Source organism: Paraburkholderia ribeironis, from assembly GCF_900019265.1.
Taxonomy (GTDB): Bacteria; Pseudomonadota; Gammaproteobacteria; order Burkholderiales; family Burkholderiaceae; genus Paraburkholderia; species Paraburkholderia ribeironis.
This window is the reverse complement of sequence record NZ_CYGX02000072.1, coordinates 16,360-37,540: the sequence shown is the minus strand read 5'-3', so window position 1 is coordinate 37,540 and position 21,181 is coordinate 16,360. Positions and strand designations below refer to the sequence as shown.

Annotated in this window: 21 protein-coding genes; 6 read left to right on the top strand and 15 right to left on the bottom strand. The window is 65.0% G+C overall.

The window, feature by feature from the left end; all coding sequences use genetic code 11:
• Positions 1 to 57: 57 nt before the first annotated feature.
• From BN2475_RS28000 to BN2475_RS27990, 3 genes are all read right to left on the bottom strand, one after another.
• The gene (locus tag BN2475_RS28000; protein ID WP_094782695.1) at positions 58 to 1,077 is read right to left on the bottom strand and encodes a class I fructose-bisphosphate aldolase; all 1,020 of its coding nucleotides are present in this window, start codon (positions 1,075 to 1,077) and stop codon (positions 58 to 60) included.
• Between the two features lie 121 nt (positions 1,078 to 1,198).
• A complete protein-coding gene (locus BN2475_RS27995; protein ID WP_094782694.1) occupies positions 1,199 to 1,618 on the bottom strand; it encodes a secondary thiamine-phosphate synthase enzyme YjbQ in 420 nt (139 codons plus the stop codon).
• A gap of 155 nt (positions 1,619 to 1,773) precedes the next feature.
• On the bottom strand, positions 1,774 to 2,094 hold the full coding sequence (locus BN2475_RS27990) for a thioredoxin family protein (RefSeq protein WP_094782693.1): 321 nt from the start codon (positions 2,092 to 2,094) through the stop codon (positions 1,774 to 1,776).
• A 297-nt stretch (positions 2,095 to 2,391) separates the two neighbouring features.
• On the opposite strand from BN2475_RS27990, the gene BN2475_RS27985 reads away from it, so the two are divergent.
• The 4 genes from BN2475_RS27985 (at position 2,392) to BN2475_RS27970 (ending at position 6,351) form a co-directional block, all read left to right on the top strand.
• Positions 2,392 to 2,688: a DUF2628 domain-containing protein gene (locus BN2475_RS27985; RefSeq protein WP_094782731.1), complete on the top strand. Its 297-nt coding sequence runs from the start codon at positions 2,392 to 2,394 to the stop codon at positions 2,686 to 2,688.
• Positions 2,689 to 2,849: 161 nt separating this feature from the next.
• Positions 2,850 to 4,196 (top strand): sugar efflux transporter, encoded by a 1,347-nt coding sequence (locus tag BN2475_RS27980; RefSeq protein ID WP_094782692.1) that lies wholly within the window; start codon positions 2,850 to 2,852, stop codon positions 4,194 to 4,196.
• Positions 4,197 to 4,552: 356 nt separating this feature from the next.
• Entirely contained in the window at positions 4,553 to 5,602 is a 1,050-nt protein-coding gene (gene gnd / locus BN2475_RS27975) for a phosphogluconate dehydrogenase (NAD(+)-dependent, decarboxylating) (protein ID WP_094782691.1), read from the top strand.
• A 56-nt stretch (positions 5,603 to 5,658) separates the two neighbouring features.
• Complete coding sequence (locus tag BN2475_RS27970; protein WP_094782690.1) at positions 5,659 to 6,351, top strand: HAD family hydrolase; 693 nt, start codon at positions 5,659 to 5,661, stop codon at positions 6,349 to 6,351.
• A gap of 27 nt (positions 6,352 to 6,378) precedes the next feature.
• Here BN2475_RS27970 and BN2475_RS27965 read toward each other — a convergent pair whose 3' ends face one another.
• Complete coding sequence (locus BN2475_RS27965; RefSeq protein ID WP_245841641.1) at positions 6,379 to 6,906, bottom strand: ankyrin repeat domain-containing protein; 528 nt, start codon at positions 6,904 to 6,906, stop codon at positions 6,379 to 6,381.
• 129 nt (positions 6,907 to 7,035) lie between these two features.
• Positions 7,036 to 7,161, bottom strand: coding sequence for a hypothetical protein (locus BN2475_RS36280; RefSeq protein WP_281254284.1), 126 nt, complete (start codon positions 7,159 to 7,161; stop codon positions 7,036 to 7,038).
• A 420-nt stretch (positions 7,162 to 7,581) separates the two neighbouring features.
• On the opposite strand from BN2475_RS36280, the gene BN2475_RS27960 reads away from it, so the two are divergent.
• Entirely contained in the window at positions 7,582 to 9,975 is a 2,394-nt protein-coding gene (locus BN2475_RS27960; protein ID WP_094782688.1) for a phosphoketolase family protein, read from the top strand.
• A gap of 59 nt (positions 9,976 to 10,034) precedes the next feature.
• Here BN2475_RS27960 and BN2475_RS35860 read toward each other — a convergent pair whose 3' ends face one another.
• The gene (locus tag BN2475_RS35860) at positions 10,035 to 10,340 is read right to left on the bottom strand and encodes a BON domain-containing protein (protein WP_425435575.1); all 306 of its coding nucleotides are present in this window, start codon (positions 10,338 to 10,340) and stop codon (positions 10,035 to 10,037) included.
• A 272-nt stretch (positions 10,341 to 10,612) separates the two neighbouring features.
• On the opposite strand from BN2475_RS35860, the gene BN2475_RS27950 reads away from it, so the two are divergent.
• Positions 10,613 to 11,308: a YceH family protein gene (locus BN2475_RS27950; protein WP_094782686.1), complete on the top strand. Its 696-nt coding sequence runs from the start codon at positions 10,613 to 10,615 to the stop codon at positions 11,306 to 11,308.
• 61 nt (positions 11,309 to 11,369) lie between these two features.
• Here BN2475_RS27950 and BN2475_RS27945 read toward each other — a convergent pair whose 3' ends face one another.
• The 9 genes from BN2475_RS27945 to BN2475_RS27905 form a co-directional block, all read right to left on the bottom strand.
• Entirely contained in the window at positions 11,370 to 11,888 is a 519-nt protein-coding gene (locus BN2475_RS27945) for an SLATT domain-containing protein (protein ID WP_094782685.1), read from the bottom strand.
• Positions 11,889 to 11,966: 78 nt separating this feature from the next.
• Positions 11,967 to 13,223, bottom strand: a complete 1,257-nt coding sequence (locus BN2475_RS27940) for an acyl-CoA dehydrogenase family protein (RefSeq protein ID WP_094782684.1) — start codon at positions 13,221 to 13,223, stop codon at positions 11,967 to 11,969.
• Between the two features lie 136 nt (positions 13,224 to 13,359).
• Positions 13,360 to 14,403 carry a rod shape-determining protein gene (locus BN2475_RS27935; protein ID WP_094782683.1) on the bottom strand — a complete coding sequence of 348 codons (1,044 nt, stop codon included), beginning with the start codon at positions 14,401 to 14,403 and terminating at the stop codon, positions 13,360 to 13,362.
• 170 nt (positions 14,404 to 14,573) lie between these two features.
• Positions 14,574 to 14,924: a hypothetical protein gene (locus BN2475_RS27930; RefSeq protein ID WP_094782682.1), complete on the bottom strand. Its 351-nt coding sequence runs from the start codon at positions 14,922 to 14,924 to the stop codon at positions 14,574 to 14,576.
• A gap of 123 nt (positions 14,925 to 15,047) precedes the next feature.
• Positions 15,048 to 17,561, bottom strand: a complete 2,514-nt coding sequence (locus tag BN2475_RS27925; protein ID WP_094782681.1) for a TonB-dependent siderophore receptor — start codon at positions 17,559 to 17,561, stop codon at positions 15,048 to 15,050.
• A gap of 129 nt (positions 17,562 to 17,690) precedes the next feature.
• Positions 17,691 to 18,689 (bottom strand): FecR domain-containing protein, encoded by a 999-nt coding sequence (locus BN2475_RS27920; protein ID WP_094782730.1) that lies wholly within the window; start codon positions 18,687 to 18,689, stop codon positions 17,691 to 17,693.
• Positions 18,690 to 18,701: 12 nt separating this feature from the next.
• On the bottom strand, positions 18,702 to 19,214 hold the full coding sequence (locus BN2475_RS27915) for a sigma-70 family RNA polymerase sigma factor (RefSeq protein WP_094782680.1): 513 nt from the start codon (positions 19,212 to 19,214) through the stop codon (positions 18,702 to 18,704).
• A gap of 118 nt (positions 19,215 to 19,332) precedes the next feature.
• Positions 19,333 to 19,851 carry an SRPBCC family protein gene (locus BN2475_RS27910; protein WP_162844501.1) on the bottom strand — a complete coding sequence of 173 codons (519 nt, stop codon included), beginning with the start codon at positions 19,849 to 19,851 and terminating at the stop codon, positions 19,333 to 19,335.
• Between the two features lie 188 nt (positions 19,852 to 20,039).
• Positions 20,040 to 21,011: a LysR family transcriptional regulator gene (locus BN2475_RS27905; protein WP_094782679.1), complete on the bottom strand. Its 972-nt coding sequence runs from the start codon at positions 21,009 to 21,011 to the stop codon at positions 20,040 to 20,042.
• Positions 21,012 to 21,181: the final 170 nt, after the last annotated feature.

The window sequence follows — 21,181 nt, the reverse complement described above, 5'->3', positions numbered from 1 at the left end:
TCAGCGTGCGTGGCAGTGGCGCGTGGCGCGTCGTGCGCGTGCTCGTCGATGAGACCGCTAGCTCTTTTCCTGCGCCGCGTCGTACTTGCCGAGCGCGGCCGCGCCGTTCAGACGCGCTCGCTTGAGCAGCGCCTGCTGGGCCGCCGCAACGTTGCCCGGCTGCCCGCGCCACGTCTGCAACGGCGGTTCCTGCAATGCGCGCCCGTACGAGAAGCTCAGATTCCATGGCAGCGTTTCAAGGCGGTTCATCGCGTCGAGATTCGCGGTGGCTTCTTCGGGCGTCTGGCCGCCGGACAGAAACACGATGCCCGGCACCGCCGACGGCACCGTGCGCTTGAGCACCCGCACGGTTTGCGCGGCGATCTCGGCGCTCGACGACTGCTGCGCGTGGGTGGAGCCCGCAAGCACCATGCTCGGCTTCAGCAGGATGTGTTCGAGCACCACGCGATGCCGGTGCAACGCGTCGAACACTTCGTGCAATACCGCCTCGGTCACTTGCGCGCAGCGCTCGATGGTGTGCTCGCCGTCCATCAGCACTTCCGGCTCGACGATCGGCACGATGCCCGCTTCCTGGCTGATCGCCGCGTAGCGCGCGAGCGAATCGGCATTCGCTTCGACCGCGAGGCGGCTCGGCAAACTGGCGGTGATGTTGTACACCGCGCGCCACTTGGCGAAGCGCGCGCCTTGCCGCTTGTAATCGACGAAGCGCTTCGCGAGGCCGTCCAGTCCTTCGGTGATTTCATCGCCGGGCGCAAGCGCGAGCGGCACTTTGCCGAGGTCCACCTTGATGCCCGGCACGATGCCGTTGCGCGCGGCGAGTTGCGGGAACGGCGTGCCGTCGTCGGCCTGCTGGCCGAGCGTTTCGTGGTAGAGGATCACGCCGCTCACGAACTCGCCGAGCCCTGGCGTGCTGAGCAGAAGATCGCGATACGCGCGGCGGTTTTCCTCGGTCGATTCGAGGCCGATCGTCCTGAAGCGTTTGGCGATGGTCGGGCCGCTTTCGTCGGCGGCGAGAAGCCCTTTGCCGGGTTGAACCATGGCCTTGACGGTGGCTTGCAGCTCGCTACGGGTGTCCATGAGATGTGCTCCCTTTGCTCCGGTTTGCGGATGAAATGCCGTGACAGGTCCTGACAAACGCACGCGCGGAAAACAACGGCTCGCTGTTGCAATGGGGCCGCGCGGCCCCCGAGGCTGCGTTTCATTCGCCGAGCAGATGCAGCACGATGTCGCGCTGCTGCGTGTGACGGCGATGTTCGAACAGATACAACCCTTGCCATGTGCCGAGCACCATCTGCCCATGCTCGACCGGCACCGACAACTGCACCTGCGTGAGCGCGGTGCGCAGATGGGCAGGCATGTCGTCGGGGCCTTCGGTGTCGTGCTCGTAACGCTCGGCGTCTTCGGGCGCGAGGCGCTCGAAGTAGCGCTCCAGATCGCGGCGCACCGAAGCATCGGCGTTCTCCTGGATCAGCAGCGACGCGGACGTGTGGCGGCAAAACAGCGTCAAGAGGCCGGTGCCGATGCGCTGGCCGGCGACGAAGCGGCGCGCTTCGTCGGTAAACTCGACGAGCCCGCGGCGAGGCGCCTGGATGCTCAGATGATGGATGGCTTGTCGCATGATCGGTGCTCGATGTAGCTGGCGTGGCGGTGGCGTGCAGTGGCCGGGTGCGGCTGCGCGTATGCTGTGAGCCGGCGGCGCGGCGTGCGGATTCGAAGCACGCGCAGCGGTTGGATATGCAGTGCGGCGCTCCGGCGCCCCGGCGCACTACGCGATCAGACCGCCGTCAGCGCGTCCGTGATTTGCGCCGCGCTCGTTGGTCGGACCACGCGCGCCACTTCCGCGCCGTCGCGCATCAGCACCAGCGTCGGCCAGAGTTTGACCTTGAACGAACGGCCGAGTGGCCGGCCGGGACCGTCTTCGATTTTCAGATGGCGGACGCCGGCATGCGGCTCGAGCGCCTTCGCAATCGACGCTTGCGCGCCCTGGCAATAGCCGCACCAGTCGGTGCCGAATTCGACGACGGTAACGCCTGGCAGTGCGTCGACTTCGGCTCGCGACGGGGCTTTTGAAGAATAGGCGGTCTGGGTTGCCATGCGTACTCCGATGTTGTTATGACAGTGCGGGCAGGCAATTCCGCTGGCGCGGCGTTTCCTGCGTGAGGATTGATCAAGAGTAACAGCTATGCCGCGGGTCGTCATCGAAGGCGGCCCGGGCAAGGGCGCTGGCGAGCCGGCGAACGCGCGGGGCGCTGCGCTGCGTTGCGCTGCATTGCGCGCATCTGGCATGCTCGACGCTGCGGCGGGTCGAACTTCGTCCCTGTGCTGCCAGCGAGCCGGCGGGTCATCGGGTGTGTCGCGTGTGTGTCGCATGTATCGAATATGGAAAACAAAATGGGCGCAAGGATCTATCTGCAACACCCCGGCCACGACCAAACCGTCGCGGTCGCGACCGGCTTCAGTTGGGGCGCATGTCTGCTTGGTTTCATCTGGGCATTGTCGAAGCGCATGTGGTTTGCCGCGTTCGTCATGCTGGCGATCAATCTGATGCTGTTCGGCATCGGGCTATGGGGCGCAACGGCAGATCTGATCGGACTGCTGCTGTCGATCCTGTTCGCCGTGGTCTGTGGCGCCTATGGCAATCAATGGCATCGTTGGACGCTCGAAAAGCGTGGCTACGTTGCGCTGTGACTGTGTGGTGAGTGTGCTGCGGTTGCGCCACCTGAAATTGGGACGGCGCGGCGCGGGTTTACGCATCTGCAAGCGAGGCCGATAATGCTCCGGTCGTTCCGGCCCCGAGCCTCCGGCGCGCAGCGCGCTTTCAGGCTCGCTCCTCCAGACCCACCGCGCCCGTGTTGAAAACCTCACGTTTTTTCGACCTGCTTCATATCCCTGGCTTCAAGCCGTTAGCCGCCGCCACCCTCATGCTGGGTGTGGCGATGTCCTTCACCGCTCCGTATCTGTCGCTGTTCGGCGTCGAGCGCGCCGGCATGACGCCGTTGCGCCTGGGCATCTTCATGACGTTGATCGCCGCGAGCGGGGTGCTCGCCAGCACGCTCGCCGGCCGCTGGAGCGATGCCAGCGGCCGGCATCGGCCGCTGCTGCTGGCGGCGCTGGTGGCCGCCACGCTCGGCTATCTGTGCTTATGCGTCGTGCGTGACTACCGGCTCTTGCTGGTGATCGGCATCGTCTTCATCGGCGCGGGCGGCTCGGCCATCTCGATGGTCTTCTCGTTCAGCCGCGCGGCGCTGCCGGTGCCGGACCCGGCCGAACGCGTGTTCGCCAGCGCGACATTGCGGACCATTCTGTCGGCGGCGTGGGTGTTCGGACCGTCGGTGGGCGCGCTGGTGCTCGCCGCCGCCAGCTTCTACGGGCTGTTCCTGTTCGCGGCGGCGAGCTTTGCGACCTGCGCGATCATTGTCTGGCGCATGCGCGAGCCGCAGGGTCATCTGGGCGATCACACGGTCGAGGACACGGCGTCGGAGCCCTCGGCGTCGATCACCGTGCCGCCGTTGACCGCGCCAGGCGAGGACGCGCACGAGGACCTGCCGGAAGTCGCGTCGGCCAACGACATCAGCCGCGCGGTCGCGGCGCTCACGCTGATCGGCCTCGCCGCGAACGCGACCATGATCGTGCTGCCGCTTTACATCGTGCATGGGCTGAAAGGCTCGCACCTGGACGTGTCGGTGATGCTCGGCCTCGGCGCATTGATGGAGATTCCGATGATGCTCGCGCTCGGCGCGAAGTCGTCGGTGCTGCACAAGCCGAACTGGCTGGCCGCGTGCGCGGCGGTGCATGCGGCCTACTTCGTGGGGATGTCGCTGGCGGGCACCGTCAACGTGCTGATCCCGATGCAGATTCTCAATGCGTTCGTCGTCGCCGTCACGTCGTGTCTTGGCATGACCTATGTGCAGGATCTGATGCCGCATTCGCCGGGCCGTGCCACCGCGCTGTTCTTCAATGCCGCGCGGGTCGGCTCGATTCTGTCGGGCGTGTTGTCGGGCTTGCTGGTGCAGGCGTTCAGCTTTCGCGGCACGTTCCTGATCTGCGGCTTGCTGGCGCTTTGCGCGCTGGTGCTGTTCGCCGTGCCGGGCTATCGCTACCCGCTGATGTGGCGTGCGGTGAGGCGCTTTGCGAGTGTGCAGTCCGCGAAGCTCGAGGCGAAATGGCGAACACGCGTGCCTGAGCGCGGCGATTGAGGGGTGCTGCGCGAGGGGTGAGGCGCACGATGTAAGACATAAGACACGAAGACGCGAGACACGCGGCGCGAGCCGCGCCGCCCAGCCAACCTGGATGCCAGCAACAACGTTACGCCACGCCTGCGCAAAGAGGCGTATCGTCTTTTGACGTGTGCGGTCAAACCAGCTTATCCGCACGCATGATCGATCCAACGCGGCGGCAGTGTGTCCGGCGTTCGTGCATCGATGCGACTACAGTGAATGGCATAGCCGCGCGACGCCCCGGCACGACCATTGAAGCACCCAGCAAAAACACCGCGCCGCGATCCGACTGACCCGCATCGAACCATGCAACGAAGCACCTTCGGGAGCGAGATATGCAACTAGGCATGATTGGATTGGGACGCATGGGCGCCGACATGGTGCGACGCCTGACCAAGGGCGGTCAGCAATGCATCGCTTACGACATGCAGCCGGCGGCGGTGGAGAAGCTGAAACCGGACGGCGTGGCGGGCGCGACTTCGCTGCAGGACCTGGTCGCGCAACTCGCGAAGCCGCGCGCCGTGTGGCTGATGGTGCCGGCCGCGGTGGTCGACGCGACGCTCGAACAACTCGTGCCGCTGCTGGAGCCGGGCGACATCGTGATCGACGGCGGCAACTCCTACTATCACGACGACATCCGCCGCGGCAACGAACTCGGCGCGCGTCAGCTTCACTATGTCGATGTCGGCACGAGCGGGGGCGTGGCGGGACGCGAACGCGGCTATTGCCTGATGATCGGCGGCGAGGTCGAGGTCGTGAAGCGACTCGAGCCCATTTTCGCGACGCTCGCGCCGGGCGCCGGTGCGGCGCCCGCCACGCCGGGCCGCGCCGCGAGCGCAAGCGCGAGCACGAGCACCGCGGAGCAGGGTTTCCTGCATTGCGGACCGCAGGGCGCGGGACACTTCGTGAAGATGGTCCATAACGGCATCGAGTACGGCATGATGGCCGCGTATGCGGAAGGCCTGAACATTCTGCGCCATGCCGACGCCGGCAAACACGCGCGTGAAGTCGATGCCGAGACGTCGCCGCTGCGCCGTCCCGAGTTGTACCAGTACGACCTGAATCTCGCCGACGTCACCGAGGTGTGGCGGCGCGGCAGCGTGATCGGGTCGTGGCTGCTCGACCTGATCGCAGGATCGCTCGTCAGCGACGCCGACCTGAAGAACTACACGGGACGCGTCTCGGATTCGGGCGAAGGGCGTTGGACCGTGGCGGCCGCGATCGACGAAGGCGTGCCCACGCCGGTGCTCAGCGCGGCCCTGTTCGCGCGCTTCAGTTCGCGTGGCGAAGCGGACTTCGCGAACCGCGTATTGTCGGCGATGCGGCATGATTTCGGCGGCCACGTCGAAAAGGCCGCTGAGCCGGGCCATGGACCGAAAACCTGATGCAACGGTGAACGCCACCGCCGACACCAACACCAACGCCGCAGGAGGGAGCCGCGATGCAAGCCACCACCGCCACGCCGCACGACGTCGTGTTCCTGTTCGACTGCGACAACACCTTGCTCGACAACGATCACGTGCTGGAGGATCTGCGCGCGCACATGATGCGGGAGTTCGGCGCGGATAACAGCGCGCGCTACTGGGAGATCTTCGAGAACCTGCGCGCGGAGCTGGGCTACGCCGACTACCTCGGCGCACTGCAGCGCTACCGGCTCGAACATCCGCGCGACACGCGGCTTCTGCTGATGGCGTCGTTTCTGATCGAATATCCGTTTGCGAACCGGCTCTATCCGGGCGCGCTCGATGCGCTGCGGCATCTCGCGCGGCGCGGGCCCACCGTGATCCTGTCCGACGGCGACGTGGTGTTCCAGCCGCGCAAGATCGCGCGTTCGGGCCTATGGGACGAGGTCGGCGGGCGGGTGCTGATCTACATCCACAAGGAGCTGATGCTCGATCAGGTGATGGATTGTTATCCGGCGCGCCACTACGTGATGGTCGACGACAAGCTGCGCATTCTCACCGCGATGAAGAAAGCCTGGGGCGCGCAGCTGACGACGGTCTTTCCACGCCAGGGACACTATGCTTTCGACCCGAAGGAGATCGCCAGCAATCCGCCCGCGGACGTGAGCATCGAAAGGATTGGCGAGCTCGCGGATTGCGATGTGGATGCGCTGCTGGGCGCCGCGCGTTAGAGGTGCCTGACAGAGCACGTCTACGCGTCACGAACCGGGTTCCTTCAGCCGCGCCTCAGCATCGCTCGCGCCCATGCGCGCGGCGGCGTCGGCCGCGCTCACGCCGTTCACATCGCGGGCTTGCGGGTTCGCGCCGTGCGCAAGCAGCAAGTCGACGATCGCGGTGCGGTTGAACATCGCGGCCACCATCAATGCGGTGCGGCCGTCCGGCGACGCGCCTTCGACGTCCGCGCCATGCGCGAGCAAGGTTTTGATCACCTTGTCGAAGCCCTTGAAGGCCGCGCCCGCAATCGGCGTCTGCCCGTTGTCGTTGCGCAGGTTCGGATCGGCACCGCGTTCGAGCAGCGTGCGCACCGCATCCACATGACCGTGGTAACTCGCCAGCATCACCAGACTGTCGCCCTTGTCGTTGCGCAGATTGGGCGGCACGCCTTTTTCGATCACCGCGGCGAGCATCGAGGCATCGCCGCGCCGCGCGAGATCGAAAACTTGCTGGGCGAACGCGAGCAGTTCGGGATCGACCGGTGGCTGGGAAGGCGGGGCGGGGGCGGTCAATGGAGTCTCCTGGGAATCAAAACAATCGAACCAATCGAACCAATCGAACCAATCGAACGAGGCGCTACCACAGCGCCGGGACATCGCTCAGCATAGCCGGGTCGCGCTGGCCACGTGTGGCCGGCCGCGCTACACCGGGCCAAACAGCTTGACCAGCAACCCGAATACACCGACCAGCACGGCGATGCCCACGGCGAGCAGCAGGAGCGAGAGAAGGCCGATCACGAGCTTTTTGACAGGACTGATTGTCGACATGATGACCGTTAATGTCAGAGGGGAGAAAAGCGCAATGCGCGTTGCCGCTGCGCATCCGGTTCGGGCAGCCTGATGTGGACAGCTTAGTACATCCGGTTGAAATGCACTGGCGCTCTGGCGCAAGATGGCGCTGAAATTTCGACCAAACCGCGACCAAATCGCGACCAAATCGCGACCGCCGTCAAGCTTTCGACGACTACGCCGAACCATGACGCACGCCGTCTGTCACACCCCCGACGATCGCGACCGCGATGCGGTAACGACTCATGCAATAGGCCCTGGTCGCGTCATATCCGTCATGACATGCACATGACAGCAAGCTGACACGACGGCGCCGACGCCATTGCCCGCCGCCGCATCACGAACCTCCCCCGCAGCACCCGCTAACCTGCCAGACAGTCCTTTTCGAGGAGTGACGCCATGGCCGAAGCAATTTCACGTCCCATCCCGCCAGATACCCTGGACCCCGAAACGCTACGCAAAATGGATCGCTACTGGCGGGCGTGCAATTATCTGTCGGTCGGCATGATCTATCTGCGCGACAATCCGTTGCTGCGCGAGCCGCTCAAACCCGAACACATCAAGAACCGCCTGCTGGGGCACTGGGGCTCGGACCCGGGGCAGAGCTTCCTGCTGGTGCATCTGAACCGGCTGATCCGCAAGCTCGATCTGGACATGATCTATCTTTCCGGCCCGGGTCATGGCGCGCCGGCCAGCCTCGCACATTGCTATCTGGAAGGCCACTACTCGGAAATCTATCCCGACCGCAGCGAGGACGAGGCCGGCATGCGGCGCTTTTTCCGGCAGTTCTCGTTTCCGGGCGGCATCGGCTCGCATTGCACGCCGGAAACGCCAGGCTCGATTCACGAAGGCGGCGAACTCGGCTACAGCCTGTCGCACGGCTACGGCGCGGCGTTCGACAATCCCGATCTGATCGTCACGGTGATGATCGGCGACGGCGAAGCGGAAACCGGTCCGCTTGCCACCTCGTGGCACTCGAACAAATTCCTCAACCCGATCCGCGACGGCGCGGTGCTGCCGGTGCTGCATCTGAACGGCTACAAGATCGCCAACCCGACCGTCCTCGCACGGATTCCCCGTGACGAACTCGATGCGTTGCTGACCGGCTACGGCCACAAGCCATATTTCGTCGAAGGCGACGACCCCGACACGATGCATCAGCAAATGGCCGGGACGCTCGAACAGTGCATCGGCGAAATCCGCACGATCCAGCAGCATGCGCGCGCCAACCACGACGCGGCGCGGCCGCGCTGGCCGATGATCGTGCTGCGTTCGCCGAAGGGCTGGACCGGACCGAAGGAGGTCGACGGTCACAAAGTGGAAGGCTCGTGGCGCGCGCATCAGGTGCCGGTGCTCGATCCGGCCACCAGTGGCAAGAGCCTGAAGCTGGTCGAAGGCTGGCTGCGCAGTTACGGGCCCGAAACGCTTTTCGACGAAGCGGGGCGGCTCGTTCAAGAGCTGCGCGCACTCGCGCCCGAGGGTACGCGCCGCATCAGCGCCAATCCGCATGCGAACGGCGGCCTGCTGTGCAAGACGCTCGACATGCCGCCGTTTCGCGACTATGCGGTGACCGTGAAGAAACCGGCCGCGTCGTACACGTCGCCGACTGGCGTGCTAGGCACGTTCCTGCGCGACGTGATGCGCAGGAACATGAGCAACTTCCGTGTGTTCGGCCCCGACGAAACCGCCAGCAACAAGCTCAACGCGGTCTATCAGGCGTCGCCCAAGACCTGGCTTGCCGGCACGGAGCCTGGCGACGCGGACGGCGGCGAACTGTCGCCCGACGGCCGCGTGATGGAAATGCTCAGTGAACATACGCTCGAAGGCTGGTTCGAAGGCTACGTGCTGACCGGCCGCCACGGCCTGTTCGCGACCTACGAAGCGTTCGTTCACGTGATCGACTCGATGTTCAACCAGCACGCCAAGTGGCTCGAGAAAGCCAAGTGCGAGCTGGGCTGGCGGCAGCCGGTGCCGTCGCTCAACCTGCTGATCACGTCGCTCGTCTGGCGGCAGGATCACAACGGCTTCACGCATCAGGACCCGGGGTTTCTCGATGTGGTCACCAACAAGAGCCCGAACGTGGTGCGCATCTATCTGCCGCCAGACGCGAACTGCCTGCTGAGCGTGGCCGATCATTGTCTGCGTTCACGCGACTACGTCAACGTGATCGTCTCCGACAAGCAGCCGCATCTGCAGTATCTCGACATGGATGCGGCCGTCACGCATTGCACCAAGGGCATCGGCATCTGGGATTGGGCGTCGACCGACCAGGGCGTCGAGCCGGACGTGGTGATCGCGTGCGCGGGCGACATCGCGACGATGGAAGCGCTCGCCGCGGTGCAGATTCTGAAGGAGCGCTTCGCCGCGCTGAAGATCCGCTTCGTCAACGTGGTCGATCTGTTCCGCCTGATGCCCGAGCACGCGCATCCGCACGGGCTCGCCGACCGCGATTTCGATTCGCTGTTCACCACCAGCAAGCCGGTGATCTTCAACTTCCATTCGTATGCGTCGCTCGTGCACAAGCTGACCTACAACCGCGCGAACCACGAAAACCTGCACGTGCACGGCTATCACGAGAAAGGCAACATCAACACGCCGCTCGAACTGGCGATCATCAACCAGGTGGACCGGTTCTCGCTGGCGATCGATGTGATCGACCGCGTGCCGGCGTTGCGCGGCGTCGGCGATCATACGAAGGAGTGGCTGCGCGGGCAGATCATCGAACATCTGGCTTATGCGCATGCCGAGGGCATCGATAAGGAGGAAATCCGCAACTGGACATGGAAAGGCTGAGCGAGGCACGCCCGTGCCGATTGATGCTGGGGTGACGCTGGGGTGACGCTGAGGTTACGTTACTTCGCCTTGACGACGATGTGATCGACGACGCCCCGCACGCCGAACAGACGCCCGACATCTTCGAGCGCGGCGGCGCGCTGCTGCTCGCGTTCGACCACGCCTTCCAGCGTGATGCGGCCGCGCGAGACCTTCACCGTGACCGTGTGTTCGGGAACCGCGGCGTCCCATGCGAGGCGGCGGGTCGCTTCGACGGCGATCTGCGCGTCGCTCAGGCGCGTGGCGTCGGTGTCGGCGTCGGTTGGCGGGCGGGCTTTTGCGCCGGAGCCGGCTGGCTTGGGCTTCGCGGAGCGGGTGGACACCACGGGTTCTCCACACAAGAGGCGCTGATCAGAGAACACTAGCAGATGCGCGCGAACTTGCCTCCGGTTTCGACAGGCGCACCGGCCCAGCACTTGCGCTGATGGCACGCTGCGTGCCCAATCGGGCATTGCTCGCATCGCCAATCCAGAGTTTCGTACACCGCGACGGTCCCGGCCGTTTATCATAGTGACCGCTCCTCAGAAAGCGCCGCCCGCCAAGCAACGGCGACGCGCATCATCCACGAGACCCGGCGACGCATGCCGCAAGATCATCCATGAACTCCACTCCCGACGCTTCCTCCCGCCCCGCGATTCGCGCCTTGACGTTGCTCGAAGGGCGCGTGCTCGGCGTGCTCGTCGAAAAGCAGCACACCGTGCCGGACAGTTATCCGCTGTCGCTGAACGCATTGACGCTGGGCTGCAATCAGAAAACCGGCCGCGCGCCGGTGATGAACGCGACCGAGGCCGAGGTGCTGACCGCCATCGATGGCCTGAAGCGGCTCAGTCTCGTGATGGAAGGCAGCAGCAGCCGCGTGCCGCGCTTCGAGCACAACCTGAATCGCGTGCTCGGCTTGCCGAGCCAGTCGGCGGCATTGCTGACCACGCTGCTGTTGCGCGGCCCGCAGACCGCAGCCGAGTTGCGCCTGAACAGCGCGCGTCTGCATGGCTTCGCCGACATTTCGTCGGTCGAGGCATTCCTGGAGGAACTGACCGCCAACGATCCGCCGCGGGTCGTGAAGCTGGCCCGCACGCCGGGCGAGCGCGAGCATCGCTGGATGCATCTGCTGTGCGGCGAGGTGAGTGCGAGCGAGCTGGCCCCGGCCAGCGGCGCCGACGACGACGCCGTGCCGTTGTCCGCGTTCGAGGCGGTGAAGGCCGAGCAGAAGCGGCTGGCCGACGAGGTGAGCCGGCTTCAGGCGGTGGTGCGGCGGATCGCGGCGGAGTTGGGAATCGGCGTGGACGATCTTTGACAAGCGCAGCGGAGCGCGATCGCGTCACGGGCGCTCACACCACGCGCTTGCTCACGCTTGCTCACGCATCGCGGCTGCGCCGCGTGGCCATCGATAGCGTGCGTTGCGTGCGGAAAAAGATGCGCGGCGGCACGTTTGGCGAATCCTCGGCGAGCCGGTCGAGTTCGACGCGAATCGCGGTCAGGTAGTGGCCGTCGCGTGCGTCGGCGTCGCCGGCAAATACCGCTTCGAGCCTGCGGCGCACGGCGCCATACCGCGCGCCGGCCGCGCGATGCTTCTCCGCGCGCTCCGCATAGCGCACGAACCTTTGCAGCGCGGCCGAGACCGCGGCCGTCACGCTCATGAGCCCGACGAAGATTCGCATTTCAACCGTGACTGCCGCCGACACCAGCGACGCGAACACCGCCGTGCCCACGAACGCGGTCAATGCGGTCACCAGCCAGCCGATGCGGCGATCGCGCGCCGCCAGCAGGTCGGCCATGTCGTAGTGGCTCATCTGGGATTCGCGCGCGCGCCGGATCCACTTCAGCAGCAGCTCGCTTTCGTCGACCGGAGGCTCGTAGGCAGGCAGAGTCGTCATGTTGTTCGTCAGGGCGGTTGGGTGGCGCAGCCTGGGTCAAGCCGCTCGCATGCGTCTGACGATACTGTGCCACATGATTCAGGCCGCCAACTCCTCCCGCGCGATCCCGAACCGTTCGTTATGCGCTTTGCCGTTCAGATAGAAGTCGCCGATCGCGGCCTCGCGAATGATCGCCGGATTGTGCGACGCGAGCACCCGCGCATTGCGCCAGTAGCGGTCGAAGCGGCGCGTCTCGCTGGTGGCCGACGCGCCGCCCACTTCGAATAGCAGCGTGGCCGCCTGCAAGGTCTGCTCGATCACGATCTGCTGCGCCTGAAACGTCTGGATGTCGAGGCGGATGTAGGTCTGCTCGTCGGTCCGGCCTTCGCGGCGCGCGACGCTCACTTCATCGATCGCCCGGGCGAGCGATGCGCTGATGCTCTGCGCCGAATAGGCGAGACTGGCGAGGCGGCCCACGACGCGGTGCACCAGCGGATTGTCGCGCGGACTCGATTCGCCTGGGACACCGAAGGTTCTCGTTTTGGCGCGTGTGAAAGCCACCGCGTCGCGCAGCGCCGCACGACTGATACCCGCGAGGTTCGCGACGTGCAACGCCTGGTAGTACAAGGTCAGCAGGGTATTGCGGCGCGGCTCGCATGCGTGATAGCGGCGGTACAGATGGTCGGGCGGCACCTGCACGCGCTCGAAACGCGCGGTGCCGCTACCGGTCAGGCGCTGGCCGAAGCCGTCCCAATCGTCGATGCGGGCGAGCCCCGGCGTGTCGGCCTTGACGAGCACGCGTACGTCGCTCTGGCCATCGTGCGCGGTGACGTCGACCCAGTCGGCGTAGAGCGTGCCGGTCGTATAGTACTTCTCGCCGTCGAGGTACCAGCCGTCATCGGTCTGCGTGAGACGCACGCTGTTGCTGGTCACGCCGGTGCGCTCGGAGATTGCGCCGCCGACGATCTGACCTCGGGCGACGCGCGTGAGCCAGCGCTCGCGCAGCGGTTCATCGCTGTTTTCCAGCAGCGATTCGATAAAGCCGCCGTGTACGCGCAGGATTTGCGGCAGATTCGAATCCGCTTCGCCAAGCCGCGTGACCAGCACGAAGAATTGCGTCAGCGAGACGCCTTCGCCGCCATACTGTTGCGGTACACGCAGCCGCGTATAGCCCGCTTCGCGCAGCCACTCCACCGGCGCATACGCGAGTTCGCGATGTCGCTCGCGTTGCACCGCGCCTTCGGCGATACGCGCGAAGATTGGCGCGAAGCGGCGGGTCAGCGGGTCGTCGCCGAACAGTTGGGCGGCGTCGGCGATCGGACCCGCCGGGTTGTGCTGCGATTCGGGTGCTGACATGGGTTCTCCGAAGTGAGGCGCGCGAAGGCGCAATCGGAGAACGGTACGGGACGAGCGCGACGGTGAACAACCAAGTATTTCGCCGATTCTTAGCACCGCAAGTGCAATGGGCCTGGTTGCACGCGACGCGGTTCGCTCAATCGTACGAAAACGCCCCGCCGAACTTTTCGATGCGCTCGAGCGCCATGCCCGAGCCACGCACCACGCAGGTCAACGGCGCTTCGGCGACCAACACCGGCAGGCCGGTTTCTTCGGCCAGCAACCGGTCGAGATCGCGCAGCAGCGCACCGCCGCCCGCCAGCGTGATGCCGCGCTCGGCGATGTCGGCGCCCAGTTCCGGCGGCGTCTGTTCGAGCGCGATCTTCACCGACGAGACGATCTGATTGAGCGGATCGGTCAGCGCTTCGAGGATTTCGTTGCTGGACACCGTGAAGCTGCGCGGAATACCTTCCGACATGTTGCGGCCTTTGACTTCCATCTCCTTGACTTCGGAGCCTGGAAACGCGGAGCCGATTTCCTTCTTGATCGCTTCAGCGGTCTGTTCACCGATCAGCATCCCGTAGTTGCGGCGGATGTAGTTGACGATGGCGTCGTCGAACTTGTCGCCGCCCACGCGCACCGAACCCTTGTAGACGATGCCGCCAAGCGAGATCACGCCGACTTCCGTGGTGCCGCCGCCGATGTCGACCACCATCGAACCGGTTGCCTCCGACACCGGCAGTCCCGCGCCGGTCGCGGCAGCCATCGGCTCCTCGATCAGATAGACCTGCGAGGCGCCCGCGCTATGCGCGGCCTCCTTGATCGCGCGCCGCTCCACCTGGGTCGAACCGCACGGCACGCAGATGACGATGCGCGGCGACGGCGCGAACATACGCGACTCGTGCGCCATCTGGATGAAGCGCTTGATCATCTGCTGGGTGATGTTGAAGTCGGCGATCACGCCGTCTTTCATCGGGCGAATCGCTTCGATGTTGCCCGGCACTTTGCCGAGCATCTGTTTTGCTTCCTTACCGACGGCCAGAATGATTTTCTTGCCGTTCGGACCGCCTTCCTGGCGAATCGAGACCACCGATGGTTCGTCGAGCACGATGCCCTTGCCACGCATGTAAATCAGCGTGTTCGACGTGCCGAGGTCGATAGCCAGGTCGTTTGAAAAATAGCCACGCAGAAAGCCGAACATGCAAATTCCTGCCTCTCGTAGATGGGGCGCGCGAGCGCCGCCTGGGAGTGCCGCCGCGATGGCGGCAGGCGACCGGATGATGATCGGAAGAGAGGGAAGAATAACAGTTTCGGGTCCGGTGGCGATACCGGTCGTTGCGTTCCCGGCGCATGCGCACTCGTGCGCGACGACTAAGCGGTCAAGCAGTTCGCGTTTGTCGAACCGCGTTTGTCGATCCGCTCGGCGTCGCTTGCCGCATCCGGCGGCGACGCCTCGCCCAGCATCCGCACGCGATAGCCACGTGCGCCGAGATGCGCGGCGATCATCTGATCGATCGCGAGGTGCGGGCCGTTCGTCTGCACGACCAGCACGACTTCTTTGCTGCCTTTTTTCGCGTCGCCATGCGGTGCGTTCAACGCCGCTCGTGCGGCGGCCGGCGCGAGCGCCAGCCACGCGCCGGCGCTTGCCGCCGGGGCGAGAAAGGTCCGGCGCGTGGGCGTGGGGGCGAGGTCATTGCCAGTGCGGCGATGCGTTGGCTTCATGGCGATTCCTGTTTTCTTGCGGATTGGTGGATTCAGTCGAATGCGCGTGGCTCGTGCGAACTGCGCGCTGGCAGATTGATCGATTCGGTCGAATGCGCGTGTCTCGTGCGAACTGCGCGGCGCTCAGAACTCGAGCGTGGATAGCAGCGACACCTGACGCGCATCGCCCACCGAGACGAAATACTTGTTCACGCTCGACGGGTAGTAAGTCTTGTTGAACAGGTTCTTCACGTTGAGCTGGAAAGACAGATGACGGTTGCCGAGTTTCGTGTCATAGGTGGCGAACGCATCGGCGACCGTGTACGACGGCAGCGTGAAGCTGTTCGCCGAATCACCCGGCCGCGCGCCGACGTGATGCACGCCGGCGCCGACGCGCAACTGGTCGCCGCCGAGAATCGCGCCGAAGTCATACACTGCCGCGAACGACGCCGTGTTCTGCGGCGCATTCCACAGCCGGTTGCCGGCGTAGAGCGGGTCTTCGGTGGTCTTTGCGTCGATATATGCATAGCTCGCGATCACGCTCCAGCGCTGGCCGATCTGGCCCGCCACGTCGAGCTCCACGCCGCGCGAACGCGCCCGGCCGGCGGTGCGCCAGTCGGTCTGCCTGGTGGTGTCGTTGTACTGCTGCACCAGCACGTTCTTCTTGTCGATGTTGAAGAGCGCGAGCGTGGCGCTCAGGCCGCCCGGCATCGCCATCTTCGCGCCGAGTTCCCACGAAGTGGCCTGCTCAGGCTGCACCGACGAATCGATCACCACGCCGCTCGATAGCGGCGCGATGGTCGAGGTCGGCTTGAGCGACTGCGTGTAGCTGCCGTACAGCGACACCGTTTCGGTCCACTTGTACACGACACCTGCGCGCGGCAGCCATTTGCTGCCGTTGATGTCGGTATTGGCAACAAACGGGCGGCCTTTGCCCGCGATCTGGTTGTAGCTCAGAAAGCGCGCGCCGCCGATCAGTATCCACTTGTCAGTCAGATGCAGGCTGTCCTGGAAGAACAGCGAGCGCTCGTGCAGCGTGTCGGTCTGATCGCTGTCGCTCGCGGACACCGTGCTCGACGGACTCTCCAGGCCATAGACCGGATTGAAAAAGTTGAACGGATACCTGGTGGCCTGGCGCAGCAGGTCCCGGCGATAGATGCGGCGGTATTCACTGTCGACGCCGACTTGCAGATCGTTGCGCAAACCGGCCACGTCGAAATGGCCGTCCACATACGCGATCGCGTAGCTGTCCGTGCCCAGCGCGCCGTGGGTCGCGTCGTTGCTGCGCGACACGGCGCCCGTCGTGCTGTTGATGCCCTGCACGCGCAACTGGTTCGCGTCGTAGGTTTCGCGGTTGTAGCTGTAGCCGAAGTGAGCCTTCCAGTCGGGGTTGATCTGATGATCGACGCTCAACTGCGCGAGATGCGATTCGCCGTCCATCTCGTTGAAGGGTTCGTCCAGACGCCGGCGGCTCGGAATCGCGAGCGGCTCATTGGTCTTCGGATCGAGCGCGGTGCCACGGTCGAACGGATAGAGGAAATTGCGGTACTCGTACGACGCGACCACCTGCGTGTCGCGCCCATACCAGGCGAGCGACGGCGCGACCAGCGTCTCACGATGCTCGCCGAAATTGCGCCAGTACTGCTCGTCGGTCCGATCGACCACCAGCCGGTACGCGAGGCCCGAATCGCCGATCGGGCCGATCGGGCCGGTCGTGTCGAGCGTCGCGCCCGCGCCGTTGCGGCCGTGCCCATACGTCGAGCCGAGCACGGAGATCGCGTGATAAGGCGTGAGCAAAGGCTGCTTGCTCACCACGTTGACGACGCCGCCCGGGTCCATGATCCCGTACAGCAGCGAGGTGGGGCCCTTGAGCACCTCGACGCTGTCGGCGGCCGCGTTCAGGCCGCGGCCCTGCACGAGCGGCATGCCGTTGTGCATGATCGAGCCGTCGCGATTGCCGCCGAAACCGCGCTTGAGCAGCGTGTCTTGCGTGCCGGCCAGCGTATTGCCCTGGACGATGCCGCTCACGTTCGCGAGCGCATCGTCCAGATTGCGCGGACGCTGGTCGCGCAGCACCTGCGCCGGCACTATGTTGACGGCTTGCGCGATGTCGAGTATCGGCGTGTCCGAGCGCATCACGACTGCTTCTGCGGGCGGGCGATAGCTGCCGGCTTTGACGATGCGCGAGGTCACGGCGACGACGGGCAGCGTGGTGCCGCTGGTGTTGTCGTCGGTCTTGTTGTCGGCAATGGGCGTCGTCTGTTCAACGAGCGTGTAGCCGCCGTTGGACTGCTGCTGCGCGGCGAGTCCGCTTCCCAGCAGAAGATGGTCGAGCGCCTGTTGCACGTCGTACTCGCCGTGCAGGCCCGCGCTGCTGCGCCCGGCCGTCAGCGCCGGCGGGAACGACAGCAGCAGCCCGGCTTCGCGGCCGAAGCTGTTGAGCACGCCTTCGAGCGGACCGGCCGCAATGTCGTAACGCTTGCGCGCCGGGGCTTCGGCGGCGGTGCGGGTAGCGGCCGAGGGTTCAGCGGCGAGCGCCGTGTTGAACGGCAGCCCCGTCGAGATCAGCGCGGCCGTTGCGATATGCCGCGCGAAGTGTCCCGCCGGCCGGCCGCGCAAAACGCCGCGGCCGGCGCCGGTCTTTCGATACTGTCCCATGTTCAAAGCTCGCAGGAAGATAGATGACGTGTTGCTTTCATCTCCCTTGTCACGCGAGATTCGAAAACAGCTCACAACGGGTGATTTTTTTTCGACGTGGGGTGCAGTTCAGAAACGCAGACCGGTTTTTTACGAGCGCGCCGCGCGCACGGTGGCCCAATAGCGGGTGATGAACACGATCTCGACCGGCAAGGTTCTCGCCACCGTATCGAGTACGCGGTCCGTATCGGCGAGTGGGTAAGTGCCCGACAGACGCAACCCGGCCACCGCGGGATCGCAACTCAGATGCCCCGCGCGATAGCGCGCGAGTTCGTCGATGAAATCGCCGAGCGGCATGCCGCTGGCGACGATCAGACCGTCTGTCCATGCCGCGTCGTGCTCGCTGATCGTCTCCAGCTCGCTGATTTGGTCGCGCGTGAAACGGGCGCGTTGTCCGGCACGCACGACCGATTCGAGCGCGGGCGAGTCGAGCGGCCTGATCTGCACGGCGCCTTCGAAGACGTCGAGACGGCATAGCCCGCTTTGCTGTCTGACTGTGAAGCGCGTACCCAACGGCCGCAAGCTGCCTTGCGCGGTTTGCACGATGAAGGGCCGGCGCTCGCCGTCGCGATGCGCGGTCGCAATCATGATTTCGCCTTCGATCAGACGCACGCGGCGTTCACCGTCGCTAAAGCGGATATCGATTGCGCTGCCGGTGTTCAGCGTCACGCGCGAGCCATCCGCGAGCGTGACGCTGCGGCGTTCGCCGAGCGCGGTGCGCAGGTCGGCATTCCACGTGCGCCACGGCACGTGTTCGCTCGCCATCCAGCTTGCACCGCCGGCGAACAGCAGGGTCGCCAGCGCTTTGACGCTAGCGCGCCGTCGCGCCGAACCGGCGCGCGTCAGAGCGGAGCGTGCGGCGGCCGCGCCCTGCGCGTCGCCGGTGGCGTCGGCGAGGCGGCGAAAGCGCCCGCTGACGTTGCAGATATGCCGCCACGCGAGTTCATGATCGGGATGCTCGGCGCGCCAGCGCGCCAGTGCAAACTGCTGTGCGCGTGTGTCCTTGCCGGATTGCAGTTCCATCCACCATTGAACCGCGCGCAGCGCGACATGCTGCGCAACGTCGGGTCTCGGGTCAGCGTTGTTCATATGCGGCATCCGTCACGCGGCATTCAACGCGAAGAAACACTGCGCGCCAGCGCGCACCAGATGGCGCTTCACGGTGGAGATCGAGATCTTCAGTCGCGCGGCGATTTCGGCGTGGCTCAAACCATCGAGTTGCGCGAGCAGAAATGCGCGCTTGACGGCGATCGGCAGACTCTCCAGCAGACTGTCGATCTCGTACAGCGCTTCCAGAAGCAACGCACGTTCTTCCGGCGACGGCGCAAACTGCTCGGGCACGAGCGCCAGTGCGTCGAGGTAGGCGCGCTCGATCTGCTCGCGGCGCCAGTGATTGGCCATCACGCGTTGCGCGACTGTCGTCAGGAAAGCGCGCGGTTCGTCGACGCTGAGCGGTTCATCGCGGGCGAGCAGGCGCACGAACGTGTCGTGCGCGAGGTCAGCGGCGCGATGCGCGCAGCCGAGCTTCTTGCGCAGCCACGCGTGAAGCCAGCCGTGATGATCGCTGTAGAGCGTGCGCATTTCGTGATGCAGCGTCGGATTGTTTGCCGCCATGACCTGCCGAGGACACCGGATGGATCGATCCGGTGTTTTTGTAAATGAGAATTATTCTCATAATAGCACGTCGAAAAGGGGGTGGATAGGTAGGGTGGGTAGCGGGAGGGGCTAAGCGCTAAGCGCGTTTGCTGCGCGCAAGCGCCGTGTCGCGCAGCCCGTCGATCCATTCCTGATGCGCGTTCAGCATCGGGTTGGGTTTGGTCTGCGCGAGCTCCTTCGCGGGCCGGCCGTTTTGCGTTTCCTGCGTGAGAATGCGCACGCGCTCGCCCGGCAGGTCTTCGAACAACCACGCATGATGGACGTCGAGCCGCGTTGCTTGCGTGCCTTCGACCCAGCCATGCCATGCGACGCGCGCAGGCTTGCCGTGGGCGGGCGGTTCATACTCGGTGACTTCCGCTTCGACCGGGAAACCGAACGTGGTGAAGCGAAAGCGCGCGCCGGCGCGCAGCAACGGGCCGGAGCCGTCGCGGAACTCGATGTCCCTGGCGTTGCTGTAGTAGGTCGGCCACAGGGTGGTGTCGTTCAGGCAGGGCCACACGTCGGCTGCGCTCAGACCGGCGACGATGACTTCATTGGACACGTAGTTGTCGGTGATACCCGGCGTGAATTGCTCGGGCCATACGATGGCGTTCATGAGTGAGATCCTCATCCAGATTCAGCGAAGTTGACAGGGATGACCGCTGCGGCGCGGGCGGTCGGTGCTGTCGACAAGCGAATCATCGGCGCATATCACATATAAATCCAATCGTTATTTGTGATATCTGTCATCACATGAAAAAATATCAGGATCGGCAGGCCGGTGCCGTGCTGCAGGAGGGCAACTTACGCCTTCGCGCTAACAGTTGCGTGTTTGCGACTGCGCGCCGGTTTCGCCGGCTTGCGGTGATCCGCCGCGCGCTCCGCGCAGGTCTCGAACAGTAGCTCACGCACCCACCGATGCGCCGGATCCCTATCGGTGCGCTCGTGCCACACCGCCATCTTGGTGAAGCCGGGAATCTCGAGTGGCGGCGCGAGCAGCGCCAGGCCTTCGCTCTCCCGAATCAGGCGGCGCGGGACGACCGCGAGCAGGTCGCTCGTCCGCAGGATTTCCGGCAGCACGAGAAAGCTCGCGACCGACAACGCGACGCGCCGCTGCCGCCCGAGCCGCGCGAGCGCCGCGTCGGTCACGCCGGTGAAGAGGTCGCCCGACCACGAGACCAGCGCGTGATCGAGCGAGCAGAAGCGCTCGAGCGTCATACGTCCGCGTGCCGCATCCGGATGATCGTCGCGCAGCGCGCAGATGTAATGCTCGTCGAACAGCCGCTGCGTATGCAACTGTTGCGGCGTGGATTCGGGTGTCATCAGCGCGAGATCGAGTTCGCCGCGCTCGAGCTGCGTTTGCACCTGGGTGCCTTCGATCGGCCGCACTGCGAGTCTGATGCCCGGTGCGCGCTGCCTGAGCGCCGTCAAAAACGGCACGATGATCGAGCGCAGCGCGTAGTCGGTTCCGGCGATCGACAGCGTGAAATCCGCCGACGCCGGTTCGAATTCTTGCGGCTGAAGCAGCGCACCGATTTCGGCGAGCACGCGTTTTACCGGCGCTGCCAGTTCGAGCGCGCGCAACGTCGGCACGATACCGCGCTGGGTGCGCACGAACAGCGGATCATCGAAATTTTCGCGCAAGCGCGTCAGCATCCCGCTGACGGCCGGCTGCGTCAGCGATAGCCGCTCGGCCGTGCGCGTCACGTTGCGTTCGTCGAGCAACGCGTCCAGCGTTTTCAGCAGGTTGAGATCCAGCGTTCTGATATCGCCCATTTGGATGACCAATATTGAAAGGGAAGGCTAAATTTATAACGTCGAAAGTGCCATGGTTATTATCGGAAGGCCATAGACCGGGGTCAATCCTCGAGTTATTGCTGAATAGGCACGGCAGAGGGGAGGGGCGCGGCTTCGCTCGAGCAATCTGGATGTGCAAGCGGGCACTT

Coding starts and splice junctions, on each gene's coding strand:
- BN2475_RS28000 (WP_094782695.1), bottom strand. CDS start 1,077: ATGGACACCCGTAGCGAGCTGCAAGCCACCGTCAAGGCCATGGTTCAA.
- BN2475_RS27995 (WP_094782694.1), bottom strand. CDS start 1,618: ATGCGACAAGCCATCCATCATCTGAGCATCCAGGCGCCTCGCCGCGGG.
- BN2475_RS27990 (WP_094782693.1), bottom strand. CDS start 2,094: ATGGCAACCCAGACCGCCTATTCTTCAAAAGCCCCGTCGCGAGCCGAA.
- BN2475_RS27985 (WP_094782731.1), top strand. CDS start 2,392: ATGGGCGCAAGGATCTATCTGCAACACCCCGGCCACGACCAAACCGTC.
- gnd (WP_094782691.1), top strand. CDS start 4,553: ATGCAACTAGGCATGATTGGATTGGGACGCATGGGCGCCGACATGGTG.
- BN2475_RS27970 (WP_094782690.1), top strand. CDS start 5,659: ATGCAAGCCACCACCGCCACGCCGCACGACGTCGTGTTCCTGTTCGAC.
- BN2475_RS36280 (WP_281254284.1), bottom strand. CDS start 7,161: ATGTCGACAATCAGTCCTGTCAAAAAGCTCGTGATCGGCCTTCTCTCG.
- BN2475_RS27960 (WP_094782688.1), top strand. CDS start 7,582: ATGGCCGAAGCAATTTCACGTCCCATCCCGCCAGATACCCTGGACCCC.
- BN2475_RS27950 (WP_094782686.1), top strand. CDS start 10,613: ATGAACTCCACTCCCGACGCTTCCTCCCGCCCCGCGATTCGCGCCTTG.
- BN2475_RS27945 (WP_094782685.1), bottom strand. CDS start 11,888: ATGACGACTCTGCCTGCCTACGAGCCTCCGGTCGACGAAAGCGAGCTG.
- BN2475_RS27940 (WP_094782684.1), bottom strand. CDS start 13,223: ATGTCAGCACCCGAATCGCAGCACAACCCGGCGGGTCCGATCGCCGAC.
- BN2475_RS27935 (WP_094782683.1), bottom strand. CDS start 14,403: ATGTTCGGCTTTCTGCGTGGCTATTTTTCAAACGACCTGGCTATCGAC.
- BN2475_RS27930 (WP_094782682.1), bottom strand. CDS start 14,924: ATGAAGCCAACGCATCGCCGCACTGGCAATGACCTCGCCCCCACGCCC.
- BN2475_RS27925 (WP_094782681.1), bottom strand. CDS start 17,561: ATGGGACAGTATCGAAAGACCGGCGCCGGCCGCGGCGTTTTGCGCGGC.
- BN2475_RS27920 (WP_094782730.1), bottom strand. CDS start 18,689: ATGAACAACGCTGACCCGAGACCCGACGTTGCGCAGCATGTCGCGCTG.
- BN2475_RS27915 (WP_094782680.1), bottom strand. CDS start 19,214: ATGGCGGCAAACAATCCGACGCTGCATCACGAAATGCGCACGCTCTAC.
- BN2475_RS27910 (WP_162844501.1), bottom strand. CDS start 19,851: ATGAACGCCATCGTATGGCCCGAGCAATTCACGCCGGGTATCACCGAC.
- BN2475_RS27905 (WP_094782679.1), bottom strand. CDS start 21,011: ATGGGCGATATCAGAACGCTGGATCTCAACCTGCTGAAAACGCTGGAC.